Source organism: Sorangium sp. So ce406 (assembly GCF_051474675.1).
GTDB lineage: Bacteria > Myxococcota_A > Polyangia > Polyangiales > Polyangiaceae > Sorangium > Sorangium cellulosum_G.
In genome coordinates, this window is record NZ_CP150340.1 from 7,597,157 (window position 1) to 7,615,479 (window position 18,323).

The 18,323-nt window shown below is 69.8% G+C and carries 16 protein-coding genes; 3 read left to right on the forward strand and 13 right to left on the reverse strand.

The features are described from left to right. Window positions 1–46: 46 nt before the first annotated feature. Window positions 47–1,618 (reverse strand): FAD-dependent monooxygenase, encoded by a 1,572-nt coding sequence (locus WME96_RS28100; RefSeq protein WP_437284666.1) that lies wholly within the window; start codon window positions 1,616–1,618, stop codon window positions 47–49. Window positions 1,619–1,712: 94 nt separating this feature from the next. Here WME96_RS28100 and WME96_RS28105 point away from each other — a divergent pair, with 94 nt between their 5' ends. After that, on the forward strand, window positions 1,713–2,450 hold the full coding sequence (locus tag WME96_RS28105; RefSeq protein WP_437284667.1) for a TetR/AcrR family transcriptional regulator: 738 nt from the start codon (window positions 1,713–1,715) through the stop codon (window positions 2,448–2,450). 50 nt (window positions 2,451–2,500) lie between these two features. Here the strand turns inward: WME96_RS28105 and WME96_RS28110 are convergent, their stop codons facing one another. Then, a complete protein-coding gene (locus tag WME96_RS28110) occupies window positions 2,501–4,930 on the reverse strand; it encodes an alpha-glucuronidase family glycosyl hydrolase (protein WP_437284668.1) in 2,430 nt (809 codons plus the stop codon). Between the two features lie 501 nt (window positions 4,931–5,431). Here WME96_RS28110 and WME96_RS28115 point away from each other — a divergent pair. Then, a complete protein-coding gene (locus WME96_RS28115) occupies window positions 5,432–5,749 on the forward strand; it encodes a putative quinol monooxygenase (RefSeq protein WP_437284669.1) in 318 nt (105 codons plus the stop codon). Here the strand turns inward: WME96_RS28115 and WME96_RS28120 are convergent. The 3 genes from WME96_RS28120 to WME96_RS28130 form a co-directional block, all read right to left on the reverse strand. Continuing rightward, window positions 5,730–6,680, reverse strand: coding sequence for a LysR family transcriptional regulator (locus tag WME96_RS28120; protein WP_437284670.1), 951 nt, complete (start codon window positions 6,678–6,680; stop codon window positions 5,730–5,732). The two genes, WME96_RS28115 and WME96_RS28120, sit on opposite strands and share 20 nt — an antisense overlap. 77 nt (window positions 6,681–6,757) lie before the next feature. Then, the gene (locus tag WME96_RS28125) at window positions 6,758–7,375 is read right to left on the reverse strand and encodes a glutathione peroxidase (protein ID WP_437284671.1); all 618 of its coding nucleotides are present in this window, start codon (window positions 7,373–7,375) and stop codon (window positions 6,758–6,760) included. Between the two features lie 117 nt (window positions 7,376–7,492). Beyond that, entirely contained in the window at window positions 7,493–9,025 is a 1,533-nt protein-coding gene (locus tag WME96_RS28130) for a cellulose binding domain-containing protein (protein WP_437284672.1), read from the reverse strand. An 848-nt stretch (window positions 9,026–9,873) separates the two neighbouring features. On the opposite strand from WME96_RS28130, the gene WME96_RS28135 reads away from it, so the two are divergent. Then, a complete protein-coding gene (locus WME96_RS28135; RefSeq protein WP_437284673.1) occupies window positions 9,874–11,598 on the forward strand; it encodes a right-handed parallel beta-helix repeat-containing protein in 1,725 nt (574 codons plus the stop codon). Window positions 11,599–11,686: 88 nt separating this feature from the next. Here the strand turns inward: WME96_RS28135 and WME96_RS28140 are convergent, their stop codons facing one another. The 8 genes from WME96_RS28140 to WME96_RS28175 form a co-directional block, all read right to left on the reverse strand. Beyond that, window positions 11,687–12,598: an SDR family oxidoreductase gene (locus WME96_RS28140; protein WP_437284674.1), complete on the reverse strand. Its 912-nt coding sequence runs from the start codon at window positions 12,596–12,598 to the stop codon at window positions 11,687–11,689. Window positions 12,599–12,679: 81 nt separating this feature from the next. Then, complete coding sequence (locus tag WME96_RS28145; protein WP_437284675.1) at window positions 12,680–13,558, reverse strand: AraC family transcriptional regulator N-terminal domain-containing protein; 879 nt, start codon at window positions 13,556–13,558, stop codon at window positions 12,680–12,682. Between the two features lie 138 nt (window positions 13,559–13,696). After that, window positions 13,697–14,536 (reverse strand): hypothetical protein, encoded by an 840-nt coding sequence (locus WME96_RS28150; RefSeq protein WP_437284676.1) that lies wholly within the window; start codon window positions 14,534–14,536, stop codon window positions 13,697–13,699. 84 nt (window positions 14,537–14,620) lie between these two features. After that, window positions 14,621–15,550, reverse strand: a complete 930-nt coding sequence (locus WME96_RS28155) for an Ig-like domain-containing protein (RefSeq protein WP_437284677.1) — start codon at window positions 15,548–15,550, stop codon at window positions 14,621–14,623. 118 nt (window positions 15,551–15,668) lie between these two features. Beyond that, window positions 15,669–16,592: a hypothetical protein gene (locus tag WME96_RS28160; RefSeq protein WP_437284678.1), complete on the reverse strand. Its 924-nt coding sequence runs from the start codon at window positions 16,590–16,592 to the stop codon at window positions 15,669–15,671. 153 nt (window positions 16,593–16,745) lie between these two features. Next, window positions 16,746–17,216, reverse strand: coding sequence for a hypothetical protein (locus WME96_RS28165; RefSeq protein WP_437284679.1), 471 nt, complete (start codon window positions 17,214–17,216; stop codon window positions 16,746–16,748). An 81-nt stretch (window positions 17,217–17,297) separates the two neighbouring features. Then, window positions 17,298–17,672 carry a DUF4150 domain-containing protein gene (locus WME96_RS28170; RefSeq protein ID WP_437284680.1) on the reverse strand — a complete coding sequence of 125 codons (375 nt, stop codon included), beginning with the start codon at window positions 17,670–17,672 and terminating at the stop codon, window positions 17,298–17,300. 6 nt (window positions 17,673–17,678) lie between these two features. After that, window positions 17,679–18,269: a DUF3540 domain-containing protein gene (locus tag WME96_RS28175; protein ID WP_437284681.1), complete on the reverse strand. Its 591-nt coding sequence runs from the start codon at window positions 18,267–18,269 to the stop codon at window positions 17,679–17,681. Window positions 18,270–18,323 lie beyond the last annotated feature (54 nt).

An 18,323-nucleotide genomic window follows, 5' to 3' on the forward strand; every position in this document is an offset into this window, starting at 1 on the left:
GGAACACCGCTCACGCTGATCGAACAGATCCTGGCGCCACGGCGTCTCACGCCGCGCACGACACCCGCCCGAGGGCATCGGTGAGCGCGCCGGCTGGATCCGCCGGCAGATCCACCGATCGCCACGCCACGTAGCCGTCCGGCCGGATCAGCGAGGCTCCCCCTACCCCCAGGCCAAAGGCCCTCCGGAGCGCTCCCTCCTCGCGCTCGTCGACGGGCCGCACGTCGACGCCGAGGCGGATACACCGCACCTCGATGCCCAGCCGCCCGGCCGCCTGCGCCGCGGCGGAGCACCACCGCCCGTCCTCGGCCAGCAGCACCCAGCCCTTCTGGAAGAGGTCGAGCGTCGATCGCCGCTCGCCGCCATCGACGACCCACACGTGCGGCGCGCGCGTCCCGGGCTGGCCAGCCCATCGATCGGGCCGCAACGCCGGCGGCAGCGCGTCGTCGGCCCCGAGCACCGCGGCCGACCGGTAGAGCTGACCGAGCTCCATGGCGTCGTCGTCGAGGATCGTCGCGTCCCTGGCCGGCCCGCCCGCGAACGCCTTGTAGTCGTCCCGCGCGAAGATCTGCTGGTGGCGCAGCCACGCGATCGGGCGCCGCTCGGCGTCGTAGGTGTCGAGGAGCCGCGGCGCCGACGCGCCCGACAGGACCGCAGACAGCTTCCACGCCAGGTTGTGGGCGTCCTCGATGCCGGTGTTCGCGCCGTAGCCGCCGCGGTTGGGCGGCAAGGTGTGCGCGGCGTCGCCGGCCAGGAACACGCGTCCGGAAGCGAAGCGGTCCGCGATCAGCGCGCTGATCGTCCAGCGGCCGGTGGTGACGATCTCGATCGGGACATCCGACCTGCCGATGGCCCTGGACACCATCTCCCGCTGCGCCTGCTCGTCCCGCTCCTCGTCGTCCCGGAACATCAACATCCAGCGGCCATCGCCGTACGTGACGAGGAACGCGCTGAACCCCGGCTGCTCCACCTCGAACTGGACGAACCCGCTCCGGAGGTACGCGTCGAGCGGCGCCCGGAACAGGACGCTCCGCGCCGTGCGCAGGTAGCCTCGCCCGTCGCGGCCGATCCCCAGCGCCTCGCGGACCGGGCTGCGGTGGCCGTCGGCCGCGATCAGGTAGGCCGCGCGCGTCGCGTACTCCTGCCCGTCGCGCCCGCGCAGCCAGGCCGTCACCCCGCCGTCGTCCTGCTCGAAGCGGAGCAGCTCTGTCCCGAGCCTGACGTCGGCGCCGAGCGCGATCGCCTCCTCGCGCAGGATCGGCTCCAGCCGATCCTGCGCGAGCGCCGCGCCGGCGCACGGCGAGTGCTCGATGGCGGGCGCCTCCGGCCGCTCGGGCGTCCACAGGGTCTCCTCGAACCACCTCCCGGCCAGGCTCTCGACGCGCACCCGGCGCGGCCTGGTGCCGCGCGCCGCCTGCGGGACACGCGGGCCGAGCCCCACCGCGCGCAACAGCTCCAGCGTCCTCGGCGTGAAGCCGATCGCGCGAGGGTGCGCCGAGCTGCCAGGGTGCCGCTCGACCACCACGGTCGGCACCCCCCGCCAGGCCAGAAACACAGCGGCGGACAGGCCCACCAGGCTGCCCCCGACCACGAGCACCGACGTCGAGCTCTCTTCCATGTGCGACCGCCTCTCGATACAGTGTATCACTACGATACAGTGTATACCTGGCGACCTCTTGTCAACCGCCCCCGGCGGGGAAAGAAGGGACGCGATGAACGCACGACAGAAACCGGACGCGGCCGACGCCCCCCTCGTCTGGGAGCGCCCGGAGCCCGCCCCCCGTCCGGCGCCCGGACCGCTGAGCCGGGACGGGATCGTGCGCGCCGCCATCGCGCTCGCCGACGCCGAGGGGCTGGCGTCGGTGTCCTTGCGCAAGGTCGGGGCCTCGCTCGGGGCCGGGCCGATGCGGCTCTATGGCTACATGTCCACCAAGGAAGAGCTGCTCGAGCTCATGGTGGACGCGGTGTACGGGGAGATGGCGGCGGCCGGGCCGCTCCGGGGCGGCTGGCGCGACGTCTTGCGCGCCATGGCTCACCGCACCCGGCGCGCTGCCCACCAGCACCGGTGGCTCACCGACCTGCTGGGCGGCCGTCCTCACCTCGGACCGAACGCCCTGGCGCACCTCGAGGCCTCGCTCGCGGCGCTGAGCGACAGCCCGGGCTTCGGAGACATCGACGCCGCGCTCCTGGCCGCCGGAACGGTCAATGCCTACGTGCTCGGCGCCCTCCAGAGCGAGGCCAGCGAGCTGCGCGCGGAGCACGCGAGCGGCATGGACCAGGCCGCATGGCAGAGGTCCACGGGACCGTACATCGAGCGGATGATCGCCACCGGCCGATTTCCGACGCTCGCCAGGGTGGTCCGCGACGCCACCCACCCGCCGCCCGACGTCGTGTTCGACAGGGGGCTCGACTGCGTGCTCGACGGCATCGCGGCGCGGCTGACGCGCTGACGCGCTGACGCGCGCCGGCCGGACCGAGCCGGCCGGGCGCGCTCACGGGATCACGGGAGGATGGCCGGCGACGGATCCCCCGTGTAGACCTGCGAGCAGCGGGGCTTCTTTGCGTCGGAGGGGCAGCGGAGCCCCTGGTAGAAGCTCAGCGCGTTCGCCGGAGGGGCGTAGCCGCTCGGCACCTGCAGGCTCCCGACCTGGGCGAAGTAGGTGAGGCACGCGTCGCGCCACCAGCGCGCCTCGTGGTGCTGGATCTTCAGGAACTCGCTCACGTCGGCGAAGCGCTTGTTGTCGACGCGACCCTCGACGGACTCCCATGCTTCTCGCAGGACGCCCACCTCATCGACGCCGCGGCTGTAACGGTGGACGAGCTCCTCCCAGACCGTCCTCCCCGAGCTCAGCTCTTCTTGCCAGCCGACGTGGTGGAAGAAGAGAAGGAAATCGTCCGGCACCGTGTCCCGGCTCCCGAACTCCTGCGCGAGCGGCGCGAAGTACTGAGCAACAGCGTTGCTGCCCGACGACGTGCGGTTGAAGCCGATGCCGCGCGCGTCCGCCTTGTGGTAATAGACCGGGTTCCACTCGGCGCGGCTCAGGTCGCTCACCCACGGCGCTGGCCCGTAGTGATGGTCGGTGCCCATGATGTGGACCAGGCCGAGCGGCGTCATGTAGTCGACGAGCGCCTGGTGGGAGCTCATCATCATCTGGACCACCGGCGTGACGACGACAGGGTCGTTCGAGAAGGTCTGGCGGACCCACTCCTCGGCGATCGCCTCCGAGGACAGGTCCGGGTTCCACGCCATGCGGCCGAACACGTACCAGTTCGCCTGGTTCATGTGGGACCCGGTCCAGTTCGCGTCGTCGCCGACGTTGGAGACGCCCGCGATCGCGGTGGTCTCATGCCCATGGAGCGTGCCGTCGATGACCCGCGCCACGGTCGAGCCCTCGCCGTCCGCGTAGGTGTCCGCCTTGAGGACCTCCTCGTAGAGCGGGCCGACGTAGGCGAGGTGCGTGTCCTCGCCGAGGTACTCCTTCGTGATCTGGAGCTCGAGCGCCAGGGGCGTCTCGGGCATGGCCCCGAACAGCGGATGGAACGGCTCCCGGGGCTGGAAATCGAGCGGGCCGTTCTTGGCCTGCACGAGGACGTTGTCCTTGAACTTGCCGTCCAGCGGCTTGAACTGCTCGTAGGCCTGCTTGATGCGGTCCGGCGGGTTGTCGTCCGAGTAGACGAAGGCGCGCCACATCACGATGCCCTTGTGGGGCGCGAGCGCGTCGGCGAGCATGTTGGCGCCGTCGGCGTGGGTCCGGTTGTAGTCGTGCGGCCCCGGCTGCCCCTCGGAGTTCGCCTTCACCAGGAAGCCGCCGAAATCGGGGATCTGCCGGTAGATCTCGTCGACCTTGCTCGTCCACCATTGCTTGACGCTGGCGTTGGTCGGATCCGCCGTGCTCAGGTTGCCGATCTCGATCGGCGCGCTGAAGCGGGCCGTGAGGTACACCTTGATGCCATAAGGACGGAAGACATCGGCCAGCGCCTTGACCTTCACGAGGTACGACGGCGTCAGGACCTGCGCGTTGGCGTTCACGTTCGTGAGCACGGTCCCGTTGATGCCGATGGAGGCGTTGGCCCTCGCGTAGTCCTTGTAGCGAGGCGAGAGGGTGCCCGGCAGCGCGCTCCAGTCCCAGATGGATCGCCCCGCGTAGCCGCGCTCCACGCTGCGATCGAGGTTGTCCCAGTGGTTCAGGATGCGGTTCTTGATCTTCGGAGATCCGGAGATCGACAGCCCCTCGAGCGTGCTGTGGCTCTGGAGGTGCCGGAGGAGCGCGAAGGTGCCATAGAGCACGCCGACCTCGGTGTTGCCCGCCACGGCGGTCACCGGTTGGCCGCCCACCTCGGCGGTCTCGACGAGGTAGCCCTCGGGGCCCAGGGCGCCGAGGCGCGCCGCGAGCGGCAGGCCCTTGATGATGTCCGCGGTGGCCGTCCCGATCACCACGGCGCCCGGCCCCTCGACCGCCGCGCCGGTCTCCACCGTTCCGCCGGTCAAGCCGCTCAGGCCCTCGACGAGCTCGTCCTCGGCGATGTCGAGGCTCGCGCCGCTCCCCGACTTGATCACGCGCTTGAAGGCAGCCTGGTACTCCGCGAGGCGCCCCGGAATGGGGACCTGCGGGTACCTGAGCCAGAGGTCTGCGCCGGTCTCGTCCGCCAGGGAATCCGGCAGGGGGTACTCCTCGTCGGAGCCCGACATCCCGCCCGCGCTCCCGGTCGATCCACCCGTGCCCGCGCCGCCGCCGCTCCCAGGGGTGCCCGCGCCCGAGCCCCCGGTGCCGTCGCCCCCGCCCACCGAGGCGCCGCCGCCGGTGCCGCTCGGGCTGCCCCCGCTGCCTGTCGTCTCGCTCGGCTCGCCGGTGCCGCCCGAGGAACAGGCGCTCGCGAGCGCGACGCTCAGGAGCCCGGCGAGCAGGAGCGGCCCCCTCAGGAACGTCATCGACCGGGACCGTCGGGTGAGCGGTCGGGCCGAGCGACTTGAATTCTCATTGTCCGAAGGAGGCGCCATCTGCATCAGCCTTTCCAGTGGAGGGTACCCAGGAGAGCGAGAATGAAAAGACCAGCTCAAAGACCGTCACGCGTGAGCTGCTACGGCCTTTATACACGAAGGCCGCTGCTGCGCGGCCCCGATAAATTCCCGGAGCGCGCCGGCGTGATCACGCCCCGCACGCGGCGGAGCAGCCCGAGGCGCGCCGCCGCGCGGGTGCCCGCACGCGGTCGTCGGCCGTCCGCGGGCGCTTCCGTGGCCTACCGCCCATGCCTGCCTCATGGCCGCGTCGGGGGTGCCCACCGGAGCGGGGAAGACGGATGCCGCGAGTCCGTCCATCGACGCCGCGGATGGATCCATCAGGAACATCGATGGGCGAAGCGGCCGTTTCGTCGTCACAACCCTCCTCATCGAGCGCGGCGCGCAGCGCGCCGCCGAACCCTGGAGACGCTCATGACGACCCCCCATGTTCCTGCTGTGACCCGCTCCCTCCTGGTCCGGATCGAGGCCAAGCCCGGCAAGGCGGCCGAGGTCGAGGCCTTCCTCCGCAGCGCCATCGGCCTCGCCGTCGAGGAGCAGCGGACCGTTCACTGGTTCGCCCTGCGGATCGGCCCGTCGACGTTCGGTGTCTTCGACACCTTCGCCGACGAGGAAGGCCGCGAGGCGCACCTCCACGGCCCGATCGCGGCCGCGCTGATGGCGAAGGCGCCCGAGCTGCTCGCGACCGCGCCCGTCATCGAGCGCGTCGACATCATCGCCGCGAAGCCCTGACGCCGCTCCCGAGAGGGCGCCTGGGCTGCTGGGCGCCGCCGCCCTCCCGCGGCCCGCCGCGGGCGGCGCGCGCGAGCAGCGCGTCCCAGAAGCGCTGGAGCGCCGACGTCGGCGTGCGATCTCCCGAGCGGACCAGCGCGATCGTGCGCTGGAGCGCCGGGTCGACGAGCGGCCGCCGGCAGGCCTCGGAGAGCAGCACCGAGTGCTCGGGCATGAAGGCGAAGCCCAGGCCCGCGTGGACGAGGCTCTGGACCCAGTCCTCGCGCTCGGTCCGGTACGCCGCATACAGCTCGACGTCGCGGGCCGCGCACGCGGCCGTCACCGACTCGCGCATCTCGCACGCGAGCCGGTCGAGGTACGGCTCTCCCCTCAGATCCTCGAGCCGGAGCGCCTCGCTGGCCTCCAGGCGATGTCCGGGCGGCAGGACGACGACATACCGCTCGTCGTAGAGCGGGGCGACGACGCACCAATCCGGGATGGCGCCTCCGAGGTTCGTGACGATGACGTCGACCTCGGCCTCCTCCAGGCGCCTCAGGATCTCGGCCTGCGCGGCCACCGAGATCTCCAGCTCCACGCCCGGCGCCTCGCCGCGGAACGCCGCGAGCGCCCGCGCGAGGCGCGCCGGCCCGATGGTGCACAGGACGCCGACGCGGAGCGGGACCTGCTTGAGCCGTCGATGGTTGTCCGCGATCACCTGCACGGCCTGCGTCTCGTCCTGGAGCCGCTGGAACCGAGGCAGCACGTGTTGCCCGAGCGCCGTCAGCTTCGCGCCGCCGCGCTCGCGCAGGAGGAGCGCGCCGCCCAGCTCCTCCTCCAGCTTCTTGATCGCCGCGGTGAGCGCGGGCTGCGAGACCGCGCAGCGCTCTGCCGCGCGGGTGAAGCTGCGCGTCTCGGTGACCGCCAGGAAATAGCGGACCTGGTAGATCTCCATGGGCGCGCATCTTCGCCCGGTGCCGGTCCGCGCGCCACCGGGCGCTTGCCCTGGAGGACGCGCGCGGACGCCGGGGCTCAGCCGCCGAGCGCCTTGTCGATCGCCTGCGTGAGCTGCGGGTCGTCCGGCGTCACGGACGACTCGAACCGCCCGATCACCGACCCGTCCTTGCCGATCAGGAACTTGGTGAAGTTCCACTTCACCTCTCCGGCGGGCGCGGACTGCGTGAGGAAGGCATAGAGCGGGTGCTTGCTGCCCCCCTTGACCGGGATCTTCGAGAACATGGGAAAGCTGACGCCGAACTTCGTGGAGCAGAAGGCGGCGATCTCGGCGTCGGTCCCCGGCTCCTGCGCGCCGAAGTCGTTCGAGGGGAAGCCGAGCACGGAGAAGCCACGATCCTTCAGCCGATCGTGGAGCGCCTCGAGCCCGGCGTACTGCGGCGTGTAGCCGCACTCCGATGCGGTGTTCACCACGAGCAGCACCTTGCCCCGGTACTCGCCGAGGGAGCGGTCCTGTCCGTCGATGGTCTTCACGGTGACGTCGTGGATCGACATGGCCTTTCCTTCCTGAGCAGCGCCGGTCGCGCCCTCCGGCGAGGGCTGCTGGACGTCCTTCCCGCAGCCCGACACGCAGGCGAGCGCGAGCGAGCTGGTCAGGGCGAGCCCGCACCGGAGCGCGCGCGGCGAGCTTTTCATGACGGCGTGGATAGACCCGCGTCGGGGCCGCGTCGAGCAGGAACGCGCGCCGCGCGCGCTCCGGTGCGGCGGCGCGGCGCGCGCGCCGCGCCAGAGCCGCCGAGGGGGCGCGAGCGGTTACGGCGACAGGGTGACCGAGCCCGCGTCGAGCGCGATCTCGTAGTAGCCGTGGTCGTCCCACTGGAGCGTGCGGCCGCCCTGCTTGAGCGTCCCGCCGTCCACCTTGACCCGCAGGTACTTGCCCGGCGGGAAGTTGGCCGGCAGCGTCCACCGCCACGTCCTGTCGCTGCCGGACGTCGTCGGCGAGACCGAGGAGAGCGCCTTCTGGCCGCGCCAGTAGGCGCCGACGTTGACAACGCTGTCGATCCACACGTCGCGGAGATCCTTGGTGTGCTTGACGTGATCGAGGAAGGCGCTGAGCTGTATGGGCTGATAGGCGCCGTCGCTGCCGCCGGTGAAGCCGTGCACCAGGACGGTGCGCCACTTCCCGGCCGACCGCGCGCTCGTGACCTGCTGGTCCAGCGCCGACGTCGAGGCGCCGGTCGGGGGGATGTAGCAGGGCAGGTTGAACGGATCGGTCGAGTCGTTGGGGCCGATCAGGTTGTTGGCCACGCCGCGATTGATGAGGAAGCGCGTCCGGGCGATGTTCGAGTACACCGACGAGCCGTTCGGGGCCGCCATCGTCCACACGTCGACGCCGAACTTGCTCTCGATGAACTGCGTCGCGGCGTCCGTGTCGGCGCCGCTGTCGTTGCTCGAGTGGCTCTTCGTGTGATTGCCGAGCTCGTGCCCGTCCGCGACCGCCCTCTGCCACACCGCATTGTTCGATTCGCTCTTGCCGGTCTGGAGGTAGAAGGTGAACGGAACGTCGAGCGCGTTCAGCGCGTCGTAGTTGTTGATCTGGCTCGAGTTCGAGTCGTCGAAGGTGTACGAGACGGCGCCCTGGAACCCCGCCCAGTTCAGCACGACCAGGTTCCCTGGCGCGCCCGACGGCCTGGGTACGCCGCCGCCAGGCGGGACCGGGAGCCCCGAGGGCCCGCCCGTGGTACCGCCGCCTGCGCCGCCGCCGCCGCCGCCGCCTGAGCCGCCGCTGCCCCCGGCGCCGCCGGTGCCGGAGCTGGCCGAGGAGCTGCTGCTCGAAGCGCTGCTGCTGCTCGAAGCGCTGCTGCTGCTCGAAGCGCTGCTGCTGCTCGAAGCGCTGCTGCTGCTGGAGCTCGTCGAGGTCGAGCTTCCGGCCCCGTTGCCGCTGATGGACACGACCGATGGCCTGCCGGTGCCGTTACCGCAGAAGCCCCAGTTCGTCTTACCCCCCGCTGCCAGCGAGCCGTTGTAGTCGACGTTGGAGGCGGTGAGCTGCCCGCCCGACGCGCTGGCTTTCGCGCTCCACGCGCTTTGTAGCGTGGAGCCGTTGAGCGCGACGACCATGTTCCAGCCGGTGACCGGGGTGGCGCCGTTCGTCACGACAACGTTCACGCAGTACCCCGTCGGCCACTGCGACTGGACTTCGATCACCGCCGTCATCGCGGCGTCGCCGCTGAGATCGCCCTCCAGCGAAGCGATCTCGTCGTCGCCGTAATCGCCGCCGCTGCAGGCGAGCAGGCTGCACGCGATCGAGACCGAGCCGTAGCTCAGCAAGCTGCTAAGACGCATAATTTTCTCCTTGGAGCGGCCAGATGAGCCGCAAGGTAGTCAGCAAGATGGTCAAGTAAGATGCTTACGTCAGCGTTTCACGCGCGTAGCTCCGCGCGTAGTACCACATGCCCGGGAAATGGGCTTTTGATCACGCGCTGCGTTGGTCCGAAGTTTATGTAACCACGATACCCACCATGGCGACGATGGTCGCCGGATGTGACGAAGCATCGGCACGGCAACGCGCCCGACCCGGGTTCCCGGAGCCGCCCGACCCTGCTGGGACGGCCGAGGCCGGGTCGCGCCGGGCCGCGCGACTTGGGTCCTGGCACGCTGGCACGCTGGCACGCTGGCACGCTGGCACGCGGGCACCAGCCGAGGGATGGCCCGCCTGCTTCCTTGTCGGTCGGCCGGGAGCTCACATCGCTGGAGGAGCGGCTGCGCTCGCCGACGGGCCCCTGTGCTCCCGATCAGCCCTGCTCAGGGCGCCCGCGCGCCCCCGCATCGCAAGCGTCCGGTGCATCAGGTCGATGCTCGTGGTGCGGTTCTTGCCGCTCACCCCCGGGGCGAGACCGAGAGTCTCCACGACGCATGAGCAGTCCACCTTCTCCCAGCGCCTGTTCCTCACCCTCTCACGACGGCGCGCTCTCCGGCATCCGCGGGCCGGTCGCGACGTCGCGCCGTGCGCGCTGCGCCCCCCCAGGGACGTCGCTCATGCCGGACGCAGGGCTGTAGAGCTCCGACGCCAGCATTGCGTGGATGTACGCAGAGATACCGCTGCTGTCGACCAGGCAGCGCTCGGCCGGGGCATTTCTTGGCAGCTATATCTCGCAATCAACCCACTACCCTCATCAAAGGACTGTAAACGCATGCTGTCCACGCAGCGGTTCATGAAGACCTGGATGGTTGGCTTTCTCGCGCTCGTCTCCGCCTCGATCTGGGCGACATCGTCCGCGGCCAGCTCCAGCGCCGTGTGGGGCTACCACCCTCCCGCGGAAAGCGCCGATTTCTGCGAGCTCGATGCTCCGTACTCCGAGATGCCGTTCACGGCCCCCGTGGACAACAGCAGCTGCGGCGCTCCGCCGACGCCCTGCACGGGAGCTGTTTGTTCCGCGAGCGAGGCGTGCATGGGAACGCGCGCGCTGTACGAGGATCAGATCGCATGCAATACGAAGGAAGAATGCTGCCTGGCGGGGTCCGTCGACCCGGATGGCGTCGTCGATGTCCTGCCCTACCTGGCACGTCCGCTCTCCGCCGACCCCGCCATCGACAACAGCACCACGGTCGACGACAGCCCGGGCATCGCGCATGCCATCAAATGCGCCATGTTGCAACCGACGACCAGGCACACCGTGGCCTTCCCTGCCGGGCGTTACGTGCTGCGCTCACCGCTGAGACCTGAGCACAACGACCTGACCCTGGAGGGACCGGAGCTGCCTCCGGACGCCGCCCCTGGCGATCCCGGGACCGCGACCCTGGTGACGCTGCCTTGCCATCCGGAGTATCTCCCCGGGGCGATCCAGGTCGATAAGGTTGCCCTCGATGGCTCGGGGAAATGGGTGAGCGACAACGTCTCGGGGGTCTGGATCCGCAATTTCCAGATCGTGCTCACGGAGGGGCCGCGGGTGAAGGCCAACAGCGGGATCCAGATGAACAACTGCGCGGATTGCCTGGTGGAGAACATCATCATGCGATACGTGCCCCGCTCGGCTCAGCCGCCCAAGTGCAAGCCATCGAACCTGGACGGCATCACGTTCGCCCTGGGGTCCGGGGGCGCGATCCGGAACGTGATCGTCGACGGCGTACCGAAGGGCGGCATCTACCTGGCCTCGGTCACCGGCCACCACGTCACGCGCCATATCGACGTGGAGAACTGCGAGATCAAGAACATCAACGGACCGGTCGGGGCCGGCGGGATCAAGATCATCGCCTCCGAGGTGGCCGTGCGGAACTGCGAGGTCCACCATAACTGGGTCAGCTCGGGATCGACATCAGGTGGATACGGGCTGTGGATCGCCGCCCAGATCCCTGGGGCCACTTACCCCAGCGCGTACCCCTCGAACGTCGTGGTGCAGGACAGCTACTTCCATCACAACGGCAACTCCGGCGTCGCCATGGCGAGCCCCGTGGAGAACTATCGCCCGGAAAACATCGAGCTCGAGCGGGTCAAGTTCGCTTACAACGGGAGTTATGGGGTGCACATCCAGGCGGGCACCGGCGTGGAGCTCCGGGACGTCTGGTCCTGGGGCAACGGTTCTTATGGTATGTACCTGACCTCGCGCGCGACGCTCGCCCCGAGCGCGCTCCGGGTCGGAACCGTGTACATGCAGGACCCGATCGTCTTCGACAACGGGCTGACCGCCTCGCAGGATCTCCCTGGCATCTTGCTCCAGGCCAGCAACATCACGATCGATGGCGGCGATTTCGAGCGCTGCGAACAGTCGCGCGGGAAGCAAACGAGATCCATCCAGCAGCGATGCTGGCAGTCGGGCCCAGCAGGCGGGGAGGTGCTCTTCCACCCGGTGAACAACGTCATCTCGGGCGTGGACACGCACGGAACGAACGCACCGGAAGTGCTGGCCTGCAATCTATGATGAGCGACAGCTCTCCGCGTTCGCGTCGCGCGAACCATGACGGATTGCCCGCTCGCCGGCGGGTAGGCACGACGGGAACGGATGGCGCTCAGCGCGCTCGTCCTCGTCCGTTGTCGAGCCAGCTCGAGATCTCCTTCCGCGGCTCCGCTTCGTTCTCGAGCAGCTCCCTCAACCTCGACTCGAAGGAGACGGGCGGTCGCCCGAGGACCGCCCCAAGGAGCGGATCCACGATGGACGCCTCGCCCGCCTCCAGCGCCGGATAGGTGGACGCCCAGAACCTCGCTACATCTCCCGTCGCGCTGTTTCGCCGCACGAACTCGCCCTGGCTCACCACCGAGAAGCGTATCTCGCGGCCGAGGATCGACGAGATGAGCGCGGTCGTCTGCTTCAGCGTGTAGGCCCTTGGCCCAGCGAGGAGGATGGTCTCGTCGTCGTATCCGCCGCCCGCGATGATCCTCGCCGTCGCTTCTCCGAGGTCGTCCCGCGCAGCCCAGGCGACCCCCCCGTCGCCCGGCACGATCACCTCGTCGTCCCGGGCGCCGAAGAACCCGAGGAACACGGGGTAGCTCTCCATGTAGACGCCTTCTCGAATGATCGTGTAGGTGACCCCGCGCGATCTCAGGTACGCCTCCGTGTCGAGGTGCGCTCGCATCACGGCCGCCTCGCTCTCCTGTCCGAAGGCGAGGGAGGTGTAGTAGATGTGCCTCACCCCCGCCTTCACCGCTGCGTCGATCGCGTTCTTGTGCGACGTGACCCGCAGATCGTCGGAGAAGGACGGATGAGAGACGATCAGCAGCTTGTCTCCGCCACGGAACGCGTCCTCCAGGGATCCTGGGTCCGTATAGTCCCCCGACCTCACCTGCACTCCTGCCTTCTCGATCTCTTCGCGAGCCCGGCGGTTGTGCAAGGAGACGATGATCTCGGAGGGCGGGACCAGCTCGAGGATGTGCTTGAGGACAGAGGAGCCGAGGTGCCCGGTGGCGCCAGTGAGGATGATCATGGTGGAGAGTCTATGGTCGCGCCGGGGGTGCGGCGACGGCGAGAGCTGCGGTTCTCTTGCCAGATCCTGCGATCCGGCGCCCTACTGCTTCCGGAAGCGCTCCGCGTAGTCGCCCGGCGCCGCGCCGAAGCAGCGCTTGAAGTCGCGGCTGAAGTGCGAGGCGCTCTCGTACCCGGCGCGCTGCGCGGCTTCGCTCGCGCGCAGGCCAGAGAGCAGGAGCGCCCGCGCGTGCTGCAGGCGCAGCTGCTTCAGGTAGCGCATCGGGGAGACGCGCGCGACGGCGCGGAATCGATGGGCGAAGTGCGAAGGGCTCATGGCGACGTGCCGCGCCACGTCCTCCACGGACAGCGGCCGCTCGACGTTCGCGCGGAGGAAGCGCATCGCCGCGTGGACCTTGTCCGCGTCGCGATCGCGCCCCACGGCGCTCCGGACCATGGCGGCGGCCTCCGAGCGGAGCAGACGAAAGACGAGCTCTTCGAGCGCCAAGGGAGCGACGATCCGGCGCTCCACCGGGTCGCGGATCGCGCGGAGCAGCCGGACGATGGCGTCCTCGATCGGCGTGTCGAGGTCCGAGACGAAGGCCAGCGCCGCCTCGGCCACAGGCTCGGCGCTCACGTCGGCCAGCGCGAGCAGCACCCTGGCGATCGCGTCCGGCGGAATCTCGAGGCTCATGGCGAGGTAAGGAGAGGTGCTGTCGGCCTCCGTCACCGCTTCTTCGAAGACCGCCTCCCTCGCCATGATGGCATAGCGCGAGGCGTCGACCTCGAGCTCGACCTCGTCGGATCGCGCGGTCGTCCTGCCTTGACCGACCACCGTGAGCGTCGGACCGAGGGCATGCAGGATCGGACAGATCGAAGGGCGCGACAGGCGGACGAATCGCAGGCCCGGGAACGCCGCGTCCGTGCATCCTTCGGCTTCGGCCTGGCTGGCGATGAGCGCCGCGCGTTCGCCGGCCGGCACCGCCCGATCGAGCCTTGCGTCATGCGGCCCCCTGGGACCGGGCGGGAGCCGAGCCCTGGATCGTTGCAGCATGCTGCCAGTGTACACCGCGCCGCGCTGCTCATCAAAACCGAGACCTGGCGCGCCGGCTGGCTGCAATCACCTGTAGAAGCTGATGTCGTCGATGTAGACGTCGAAGTCCTCGTCCGCCGCGAACCGGAACTCGATCGTGTAGATCCCCGCGACGTCGACGGCCTCGGCGGTGGGCTCGGCGCCAATGCCTTCACGCGTGAGCTCCTCGAAGGGGATCACGACCTCGGCCCACTCCGCGCCGAGCGGCGCGGTGTAGAACCAGTGATCGAAGCACCGGTTGGGCTCGCCCTCTCCCGCCGATTCATCGCAGATCCCGCCCGCGGGCTCCGAGACCTTGTCCGAGATGTTGACCTTCATGGCCGTCACCGCGGCCGCGTCGCCGAGCTTGGCCCAGAGCTTGATACCGCTGTACGCCGACGCGTCGTAGGCGAACAGGCCCATGTCAGGGCCGTTCAGCGCGAAGCCGACCCCGGCGCCCCACTCCGTGAAGCCGGACCCGAACGTGTGCACCGCCCTCGTGCTCTCGCCGCGCGGCGGCGTGAGCGCCTCCGGGATGAACCCGACGGGCATTTCCTCCGAGTAGACCGGGGGAGTCTGCGTGCCCGTCCCGTCATTGTAGCTGTACCAGTAGCCGACCCTGCCACCGACCTCTTCGATGGCGCTGTCGCCGTCTTCCATGTCGTCGATCAGCTCGACGTCCATGGGACCGGGCCCCTCGCCGCCGCCCGTCCCCATGCTGCCCGCGCCGCCCGTGGACGAGGCCGACGACGGACCGCTCGTCGCGCCGGGCGCGCCGCCTGCGCCTTCCACCAGGTGGTAGCTGTCGTCCAGCCCCGCGAGCGCGGTGCACCCGCCGGCCGTGAGCGTCCACGCCGCCCACATCCACGCTGCGCGCCTCTTCGCCATGCCCTCTCCTACCACCGGCGCGCGGGCGCGGTCCACCGCCGCGCGGGACCAGCAGAGGAGACCAGCACGGCGTGACCTCTGCGCTCACGCCGACAGCGAACGCCGCGGCCGGAAGGCGAGGGCGAGCACCGCCAGGGACAGCAGGGAGGCCGCGCCGAGGTCGCGCGTCCGGCCCGCCTGGCCAACGCTGCAGCCCCCGGCCGCGCCGGGCTCCGGCGGCACGGACACCGGATCGCGTCCCGGGGTCGCGGTGTCCTCCGCAGGCGGGTCCGTCTCGTCGGGCGGAGCCGGGTCGGTGGGCTGAGCCGGGCTGTCGTCCGCGGAGACACACGCGGTCTGCGTGATCCACTCGTTGCCGGCGACGTCGAGCATCCGGGGCGCGAGGCAGAAGGCGTCGCTCGGCATCGTGATCTCGATCTCCGAGCGCCCTTCGGGCACCGGGACCGGCATCCTCTGCGACGACGCGAGGTCAAAGAGCACCGGCTCATCCACCGAGAAGGAGATACGCACCTTCGTCCAGGGGCCGCCGGGACCACAGTCGGAGGGGGCGCTCTCACCGCGCTCCAGCACGCTGACGGAGAGGTCGAGGGACAGCGGCGTCCGCTCGTCGTGCGCCGTGCCCGTCGTGAACTGGCGCCACACCGGCGCGCCGGGGTTCGGGTCCAGCTCTTCCACCATGGCAGCAGTCCACTCGTATGTCGTGTTCTCCGCGAGGGGCCCTGCGTGCGCGGCGCAGAGGTTGCCGTCGTAGAATCCGTTGCACGACACGGAGACCGGCACGACCTCGCCGCTCTGCGCTTCGCGCAGCGTGAAGGCGACCCGACCCAGGTTCGAGCCGGCGAACAGCGCCGCGTTCAGCGGCACGTCGACGGCGCCGTCGCCCGGCGAGAGCGCGGTGACCTCAGGAGCCGTCTCGCCGCACGCGGCCGACTCGGTCGTCCATGTGAAGGTGGACAGGGCCGCCGCCCCGGCCACGAGGCCAGGTACACAGTGACGAAGAAGGAGGTGGCGCATGGCAGGTGCTCCCAGCAAGGTGGGTGCCAGCCTGTGTTGCTCCAGAATCGGCGGGGAACGCACCACTGTGCCACGCTGTGCCGCGCCGGGATGCGCCCGCGGGATGGGTGTCCGCTCCTCAGGGACAGCTCGGTCGCCACGCGTCGTCGGCGAAGTACCTGGCGATGAGATCGTGGAGCGGGCGATCATACGCGCGCAGCTCCGCGCGGGTGTTGATCTCGTTGTGGATCCCGTTCCCCGGGATCGATTCGATGTTGGTATCGAACCAGTCCTGGACCCCCTCGGCCCAGTACTCGTCCTTGTTCGTCGCGGCGTAGGTGTTCGCCCACTTTCCAGCCTGGATCGCGCCCTGGAACACGTCGGCGAGCTCCTGGTTGAAGGTCGGCTCGGCGAAGGCGATGCCCATGATCGCGATCGCGTGCGAGAACTCGTGCACGAGGATATCCTCGCCGCGGTACGGATCGCTCGGATAACACAGGACGTTCTCCTCGGCGCAGGAGCTCGCCGGACGGGCGGGGGTCGCGCCGAGGCCGCGGGCCCGCGTGTCCCAGTCCGTTCCCGGGAACGCTTCGTAGAGATCGCTGTGCTCGGGGATGTCGCTTGTCACCTCCGTCTCTGCCATCACGGCGACGCGCGTGTGGTTCGCGATCATCGCCTGACGCACGTCGTCGCGCAGGCCGAGCATGCGGACGACGACCGAGCACGCGCGCAGCAGCGCCGCGTCCGGCGGCCCCTCGGAGCTGACGACGGGGATCCCGGAGGCGTCGACGTACTTCTGGTAGAAAGGGTCGAGTCCCAGCTCCGTCGGCACCTCCGAGACGCTCGCGCACGCGTCCTCGGGTGCCCCTCCGCCCCCACCCGTCCCGGCGCCCGTCGAGGCGCTGGAAGCCGTGCCCTCCGCCGCGCTCGAGCTTGTCTCCGCCGTGCTCCCGGCGCCGCCGCTGCCGACTGGATCCGTGCCGCCGCCGCCCGCGCCCGCGCTGTCGTCGGGCGGCGACTCCGAACAGGCAGCCAGGACCCACGCGAGAACCGCGACCGACACGCACCTTCCACGCATGCGCGCGATCGTACAGGAGCTCATGCCAGCGTCCAAGCGGCTCGCTCGCTGGCAGGGCGGACGACTGTCCTCAGGGGAAAGACACAGAAAAATCCGATGGTATCGGATGAGCTCCTTCGAGCTCGCTCCGCGAGGCGCTCAGCGAGCGTTGCAGGCGAAGATGTGCTCGATGGCGTCCACGCACATCTGTTCCGCCACCTCCTGGGTGATCCGAGACAGGACCCGGAATCGCGTGAGCTCGGTCAATGTCTGGCCCACGTTGACCTCGGCGATCACCTCTCCATCGCCCTCGGCGTCCGCCCTGGAGAAGAGGCGGATCAGGTTGTTGGCGTCGCCCGGCACGCCCTGGAGCAGGATGTGAAACTCGAGGCTGGGGGTCTGTTCGCCCACGTCCCGCTCGAGCCGGCACGAATGGCCCGACGCGGCGAGCTCGTTGCCGATGGCCTCGCACGTGGGCGCGATGATGTCGGCCAGGATCCGCCGGAAATCGGAATTGAAGCGCTCGCGCCGGTCGGGCACGTCAGAGCCGCTCGTGTCCCGGGCGAGGCGCGGGCCGTATTTTCTCTGGATGATCGCCAGGCGGATGCGGGCGTGCTCATTGATGGCCATGCTTGTGTCTCTCGACGGGCAGAGCAGCGCTGGGGTCGTGGTCGCTCTCGCGGACGGCTCTCGCAGACTGACGCGCGGACCTCAGAGGAGCAGGACCTTGGGCTGGCTCGGGACGATGTTCGTCCCGTTGATGTTGATCTGGTTCTGGAGGCCCGTGGCGCCGAGCCGCACCGCCGGCTTGTTCTGGAGCAGCAGCTTGGGATAAGGGACGAGGCGCCGCGAGGGGCCCATGTTGCGACGGGAAACCACGCCGCCGAGAATCCCCGGGTTATCGCCCATGGAGATGGGGATGATGGTCGCGATGGTATGGGCGGCGCCCCTCCCCAGGATCACCTTGTATGCGACGGACGTCCCCATGCATCGATTTGCGGTGTTCGGGTACGGGATGGGCCCCGGCAGGCAGACGTCCGGGACGCCGAAGTCGATCCCACCGCCCGAGGTGATGGCAAAGCACATGTCCGGTCACCCTACCTGGATCTGATCGGCGTCGATCTTCACGACGTGCGACGCGGTGATCTTGGCGTTCTCGCCGTGCATGGCGAGGCCGCCCTTGGCCGCATAGTCGATGCGCTCGGCGCGCACGTGATCAGCCTCTTCCACGATGCGGTAGGAGCGCTTCACCCTCTGGTGCAGCCGTTCGAGCTGAGCGTCGAGGCTCCGGCCGATCAGCTTGGCCCGGTCGACCTCCGCGCGAACCATCTCGCTCACGAACGAGAGCAGGCCCAGCGCGACGTGTCCCTCCCTGGCCTGAACACGGAAGGTCGGCGCAGCCATCGAGAGGTCCTTGCCGGACACCACGTGCACGCCGTCCGGCGCCGAGAGGCCCAGCGAGCCGCGCTGCAAACGGATCTGGAGATCCCCTTCGGCGACGAGGTGCGAGGGCGCGCCTTCCTCCCGCTCGAGGACGGCGAGGATGTACCGCGTGCCATTCACGGCGGCGAGGAGCACCAGGTCTCCGGCGGCGGGCTCCAGCAGACAGCTCGTCGCGCGCTTCGCGCGGACCTCGCCGTCCTCGGTCTCGACAATGTACGTGGAGCCATCGGTGCGGAGCACGGCGCCGTGGTCACCGTGGGCTCCCCGCTCGTATCGCCTCGTCCTTGCTACGCT

What these genes read in the sequence shown, in the direction of transcription:
- WME96_RS28100 (WP_437284666.1), bottom strand. Translation starts at nt 1,618, where the DNA reads ATGGAAGAGAGCTCGACGTCGGTGCTCGTGGTCGGGGGCAGCCTGGTG.
- WME96_RS28105 (WP_437284667.1), top strand. Translation starts at nt 1,713, where the DNA reads ATGAACGCACGACAGAAACCGGACGCGGCCGACGCCCCCCTCGTCTGG.
- WME96_RS28110 (WP_437284668.1), bottom strand. Translation starts at nt 4,930, where the DNA reads ATGACGTTCCTGAGGGGGCCGCTCCTGCTCGCCGGGCTCCTGAGCGTC.
- WME96_RS28115 (WP_437284669.1), top strand. Translation starts at nt 5,432, where the DNA reads ATGACGACCCCCCATGTTCCTGCTGTGACCCGCTCCCTCCTGGTCCGG.
- WME96_RS28120 (WP_437284670.1), bottom strand. Translation starts at nt 6,680, where the DNA reads ATGGAGATCTACCAGGTCCGCTATTTCCTGGCGGTCACCGAGACGCGC.
- WME96_RS28125 (WP_437284671.1), bottom strand. Translation starts at nt 7,375, where the DNA reads ATGAAAAGCTCGCCGCGCGCGCTCCGGTGCGGGCTCGCCCTGACCAGC.
- WME96_RS28130 (WP_437284672.1), bottom strand. Translation starts at nt 9,025, where the DNA reads ATGCGTCTTAGCAGCTTGCTGAGCTACGGCTCGGTCTCGATCGCGTGC.
- WME96_RS28135 (WP_437284673.1), top strand. Translation starts at nt 9,874, where the DNA reads ATGCTGTCCACGCAGCGGTTCATGAAGACCTGGATGGTTGGCTTTCTC.
- WME96_RS28140 (WP_437284674.1), bottom strand. Translation starts at nt 12,598, where the DNA reads ATGATCATCCTCACTGGCGCCACCGGGCACCTCGGCTCCTCTGTCCTC.
- WME96_RS28150 (WP_437284676.1), bottom strand. Translation starts at nt 14,536, where the DNA reads ATGGCGAAGAGGCGCGCAGCGTGGATGTGGGCGGCGTGGACGCTCACG.
- WME96_RS28155 (WP_437284677.1), bottom strand. Translation starts at nt 15,550, where the DNA reads ATGCGCCACCTCCTTCTTCGTCACTGTGTACCTGGCCTCGTGGCCGGG.
- WME96_RS28165 (WP_437284679.1), bottom strand. Translation starts at nt 17,216, where the DNA reads ATGGCCATCAATGAGCACGCCCGCATCCGCCTGGCGATCATCCAGAGA.
- WME96_RS28170 (WP_437284680.1), bottom strand. Translation starts at nt 17,672, where the DNA reads ATGTGCTTTGCCATCACCTCGGGCGGTGGGATCGACTTCGGCGTCCCG.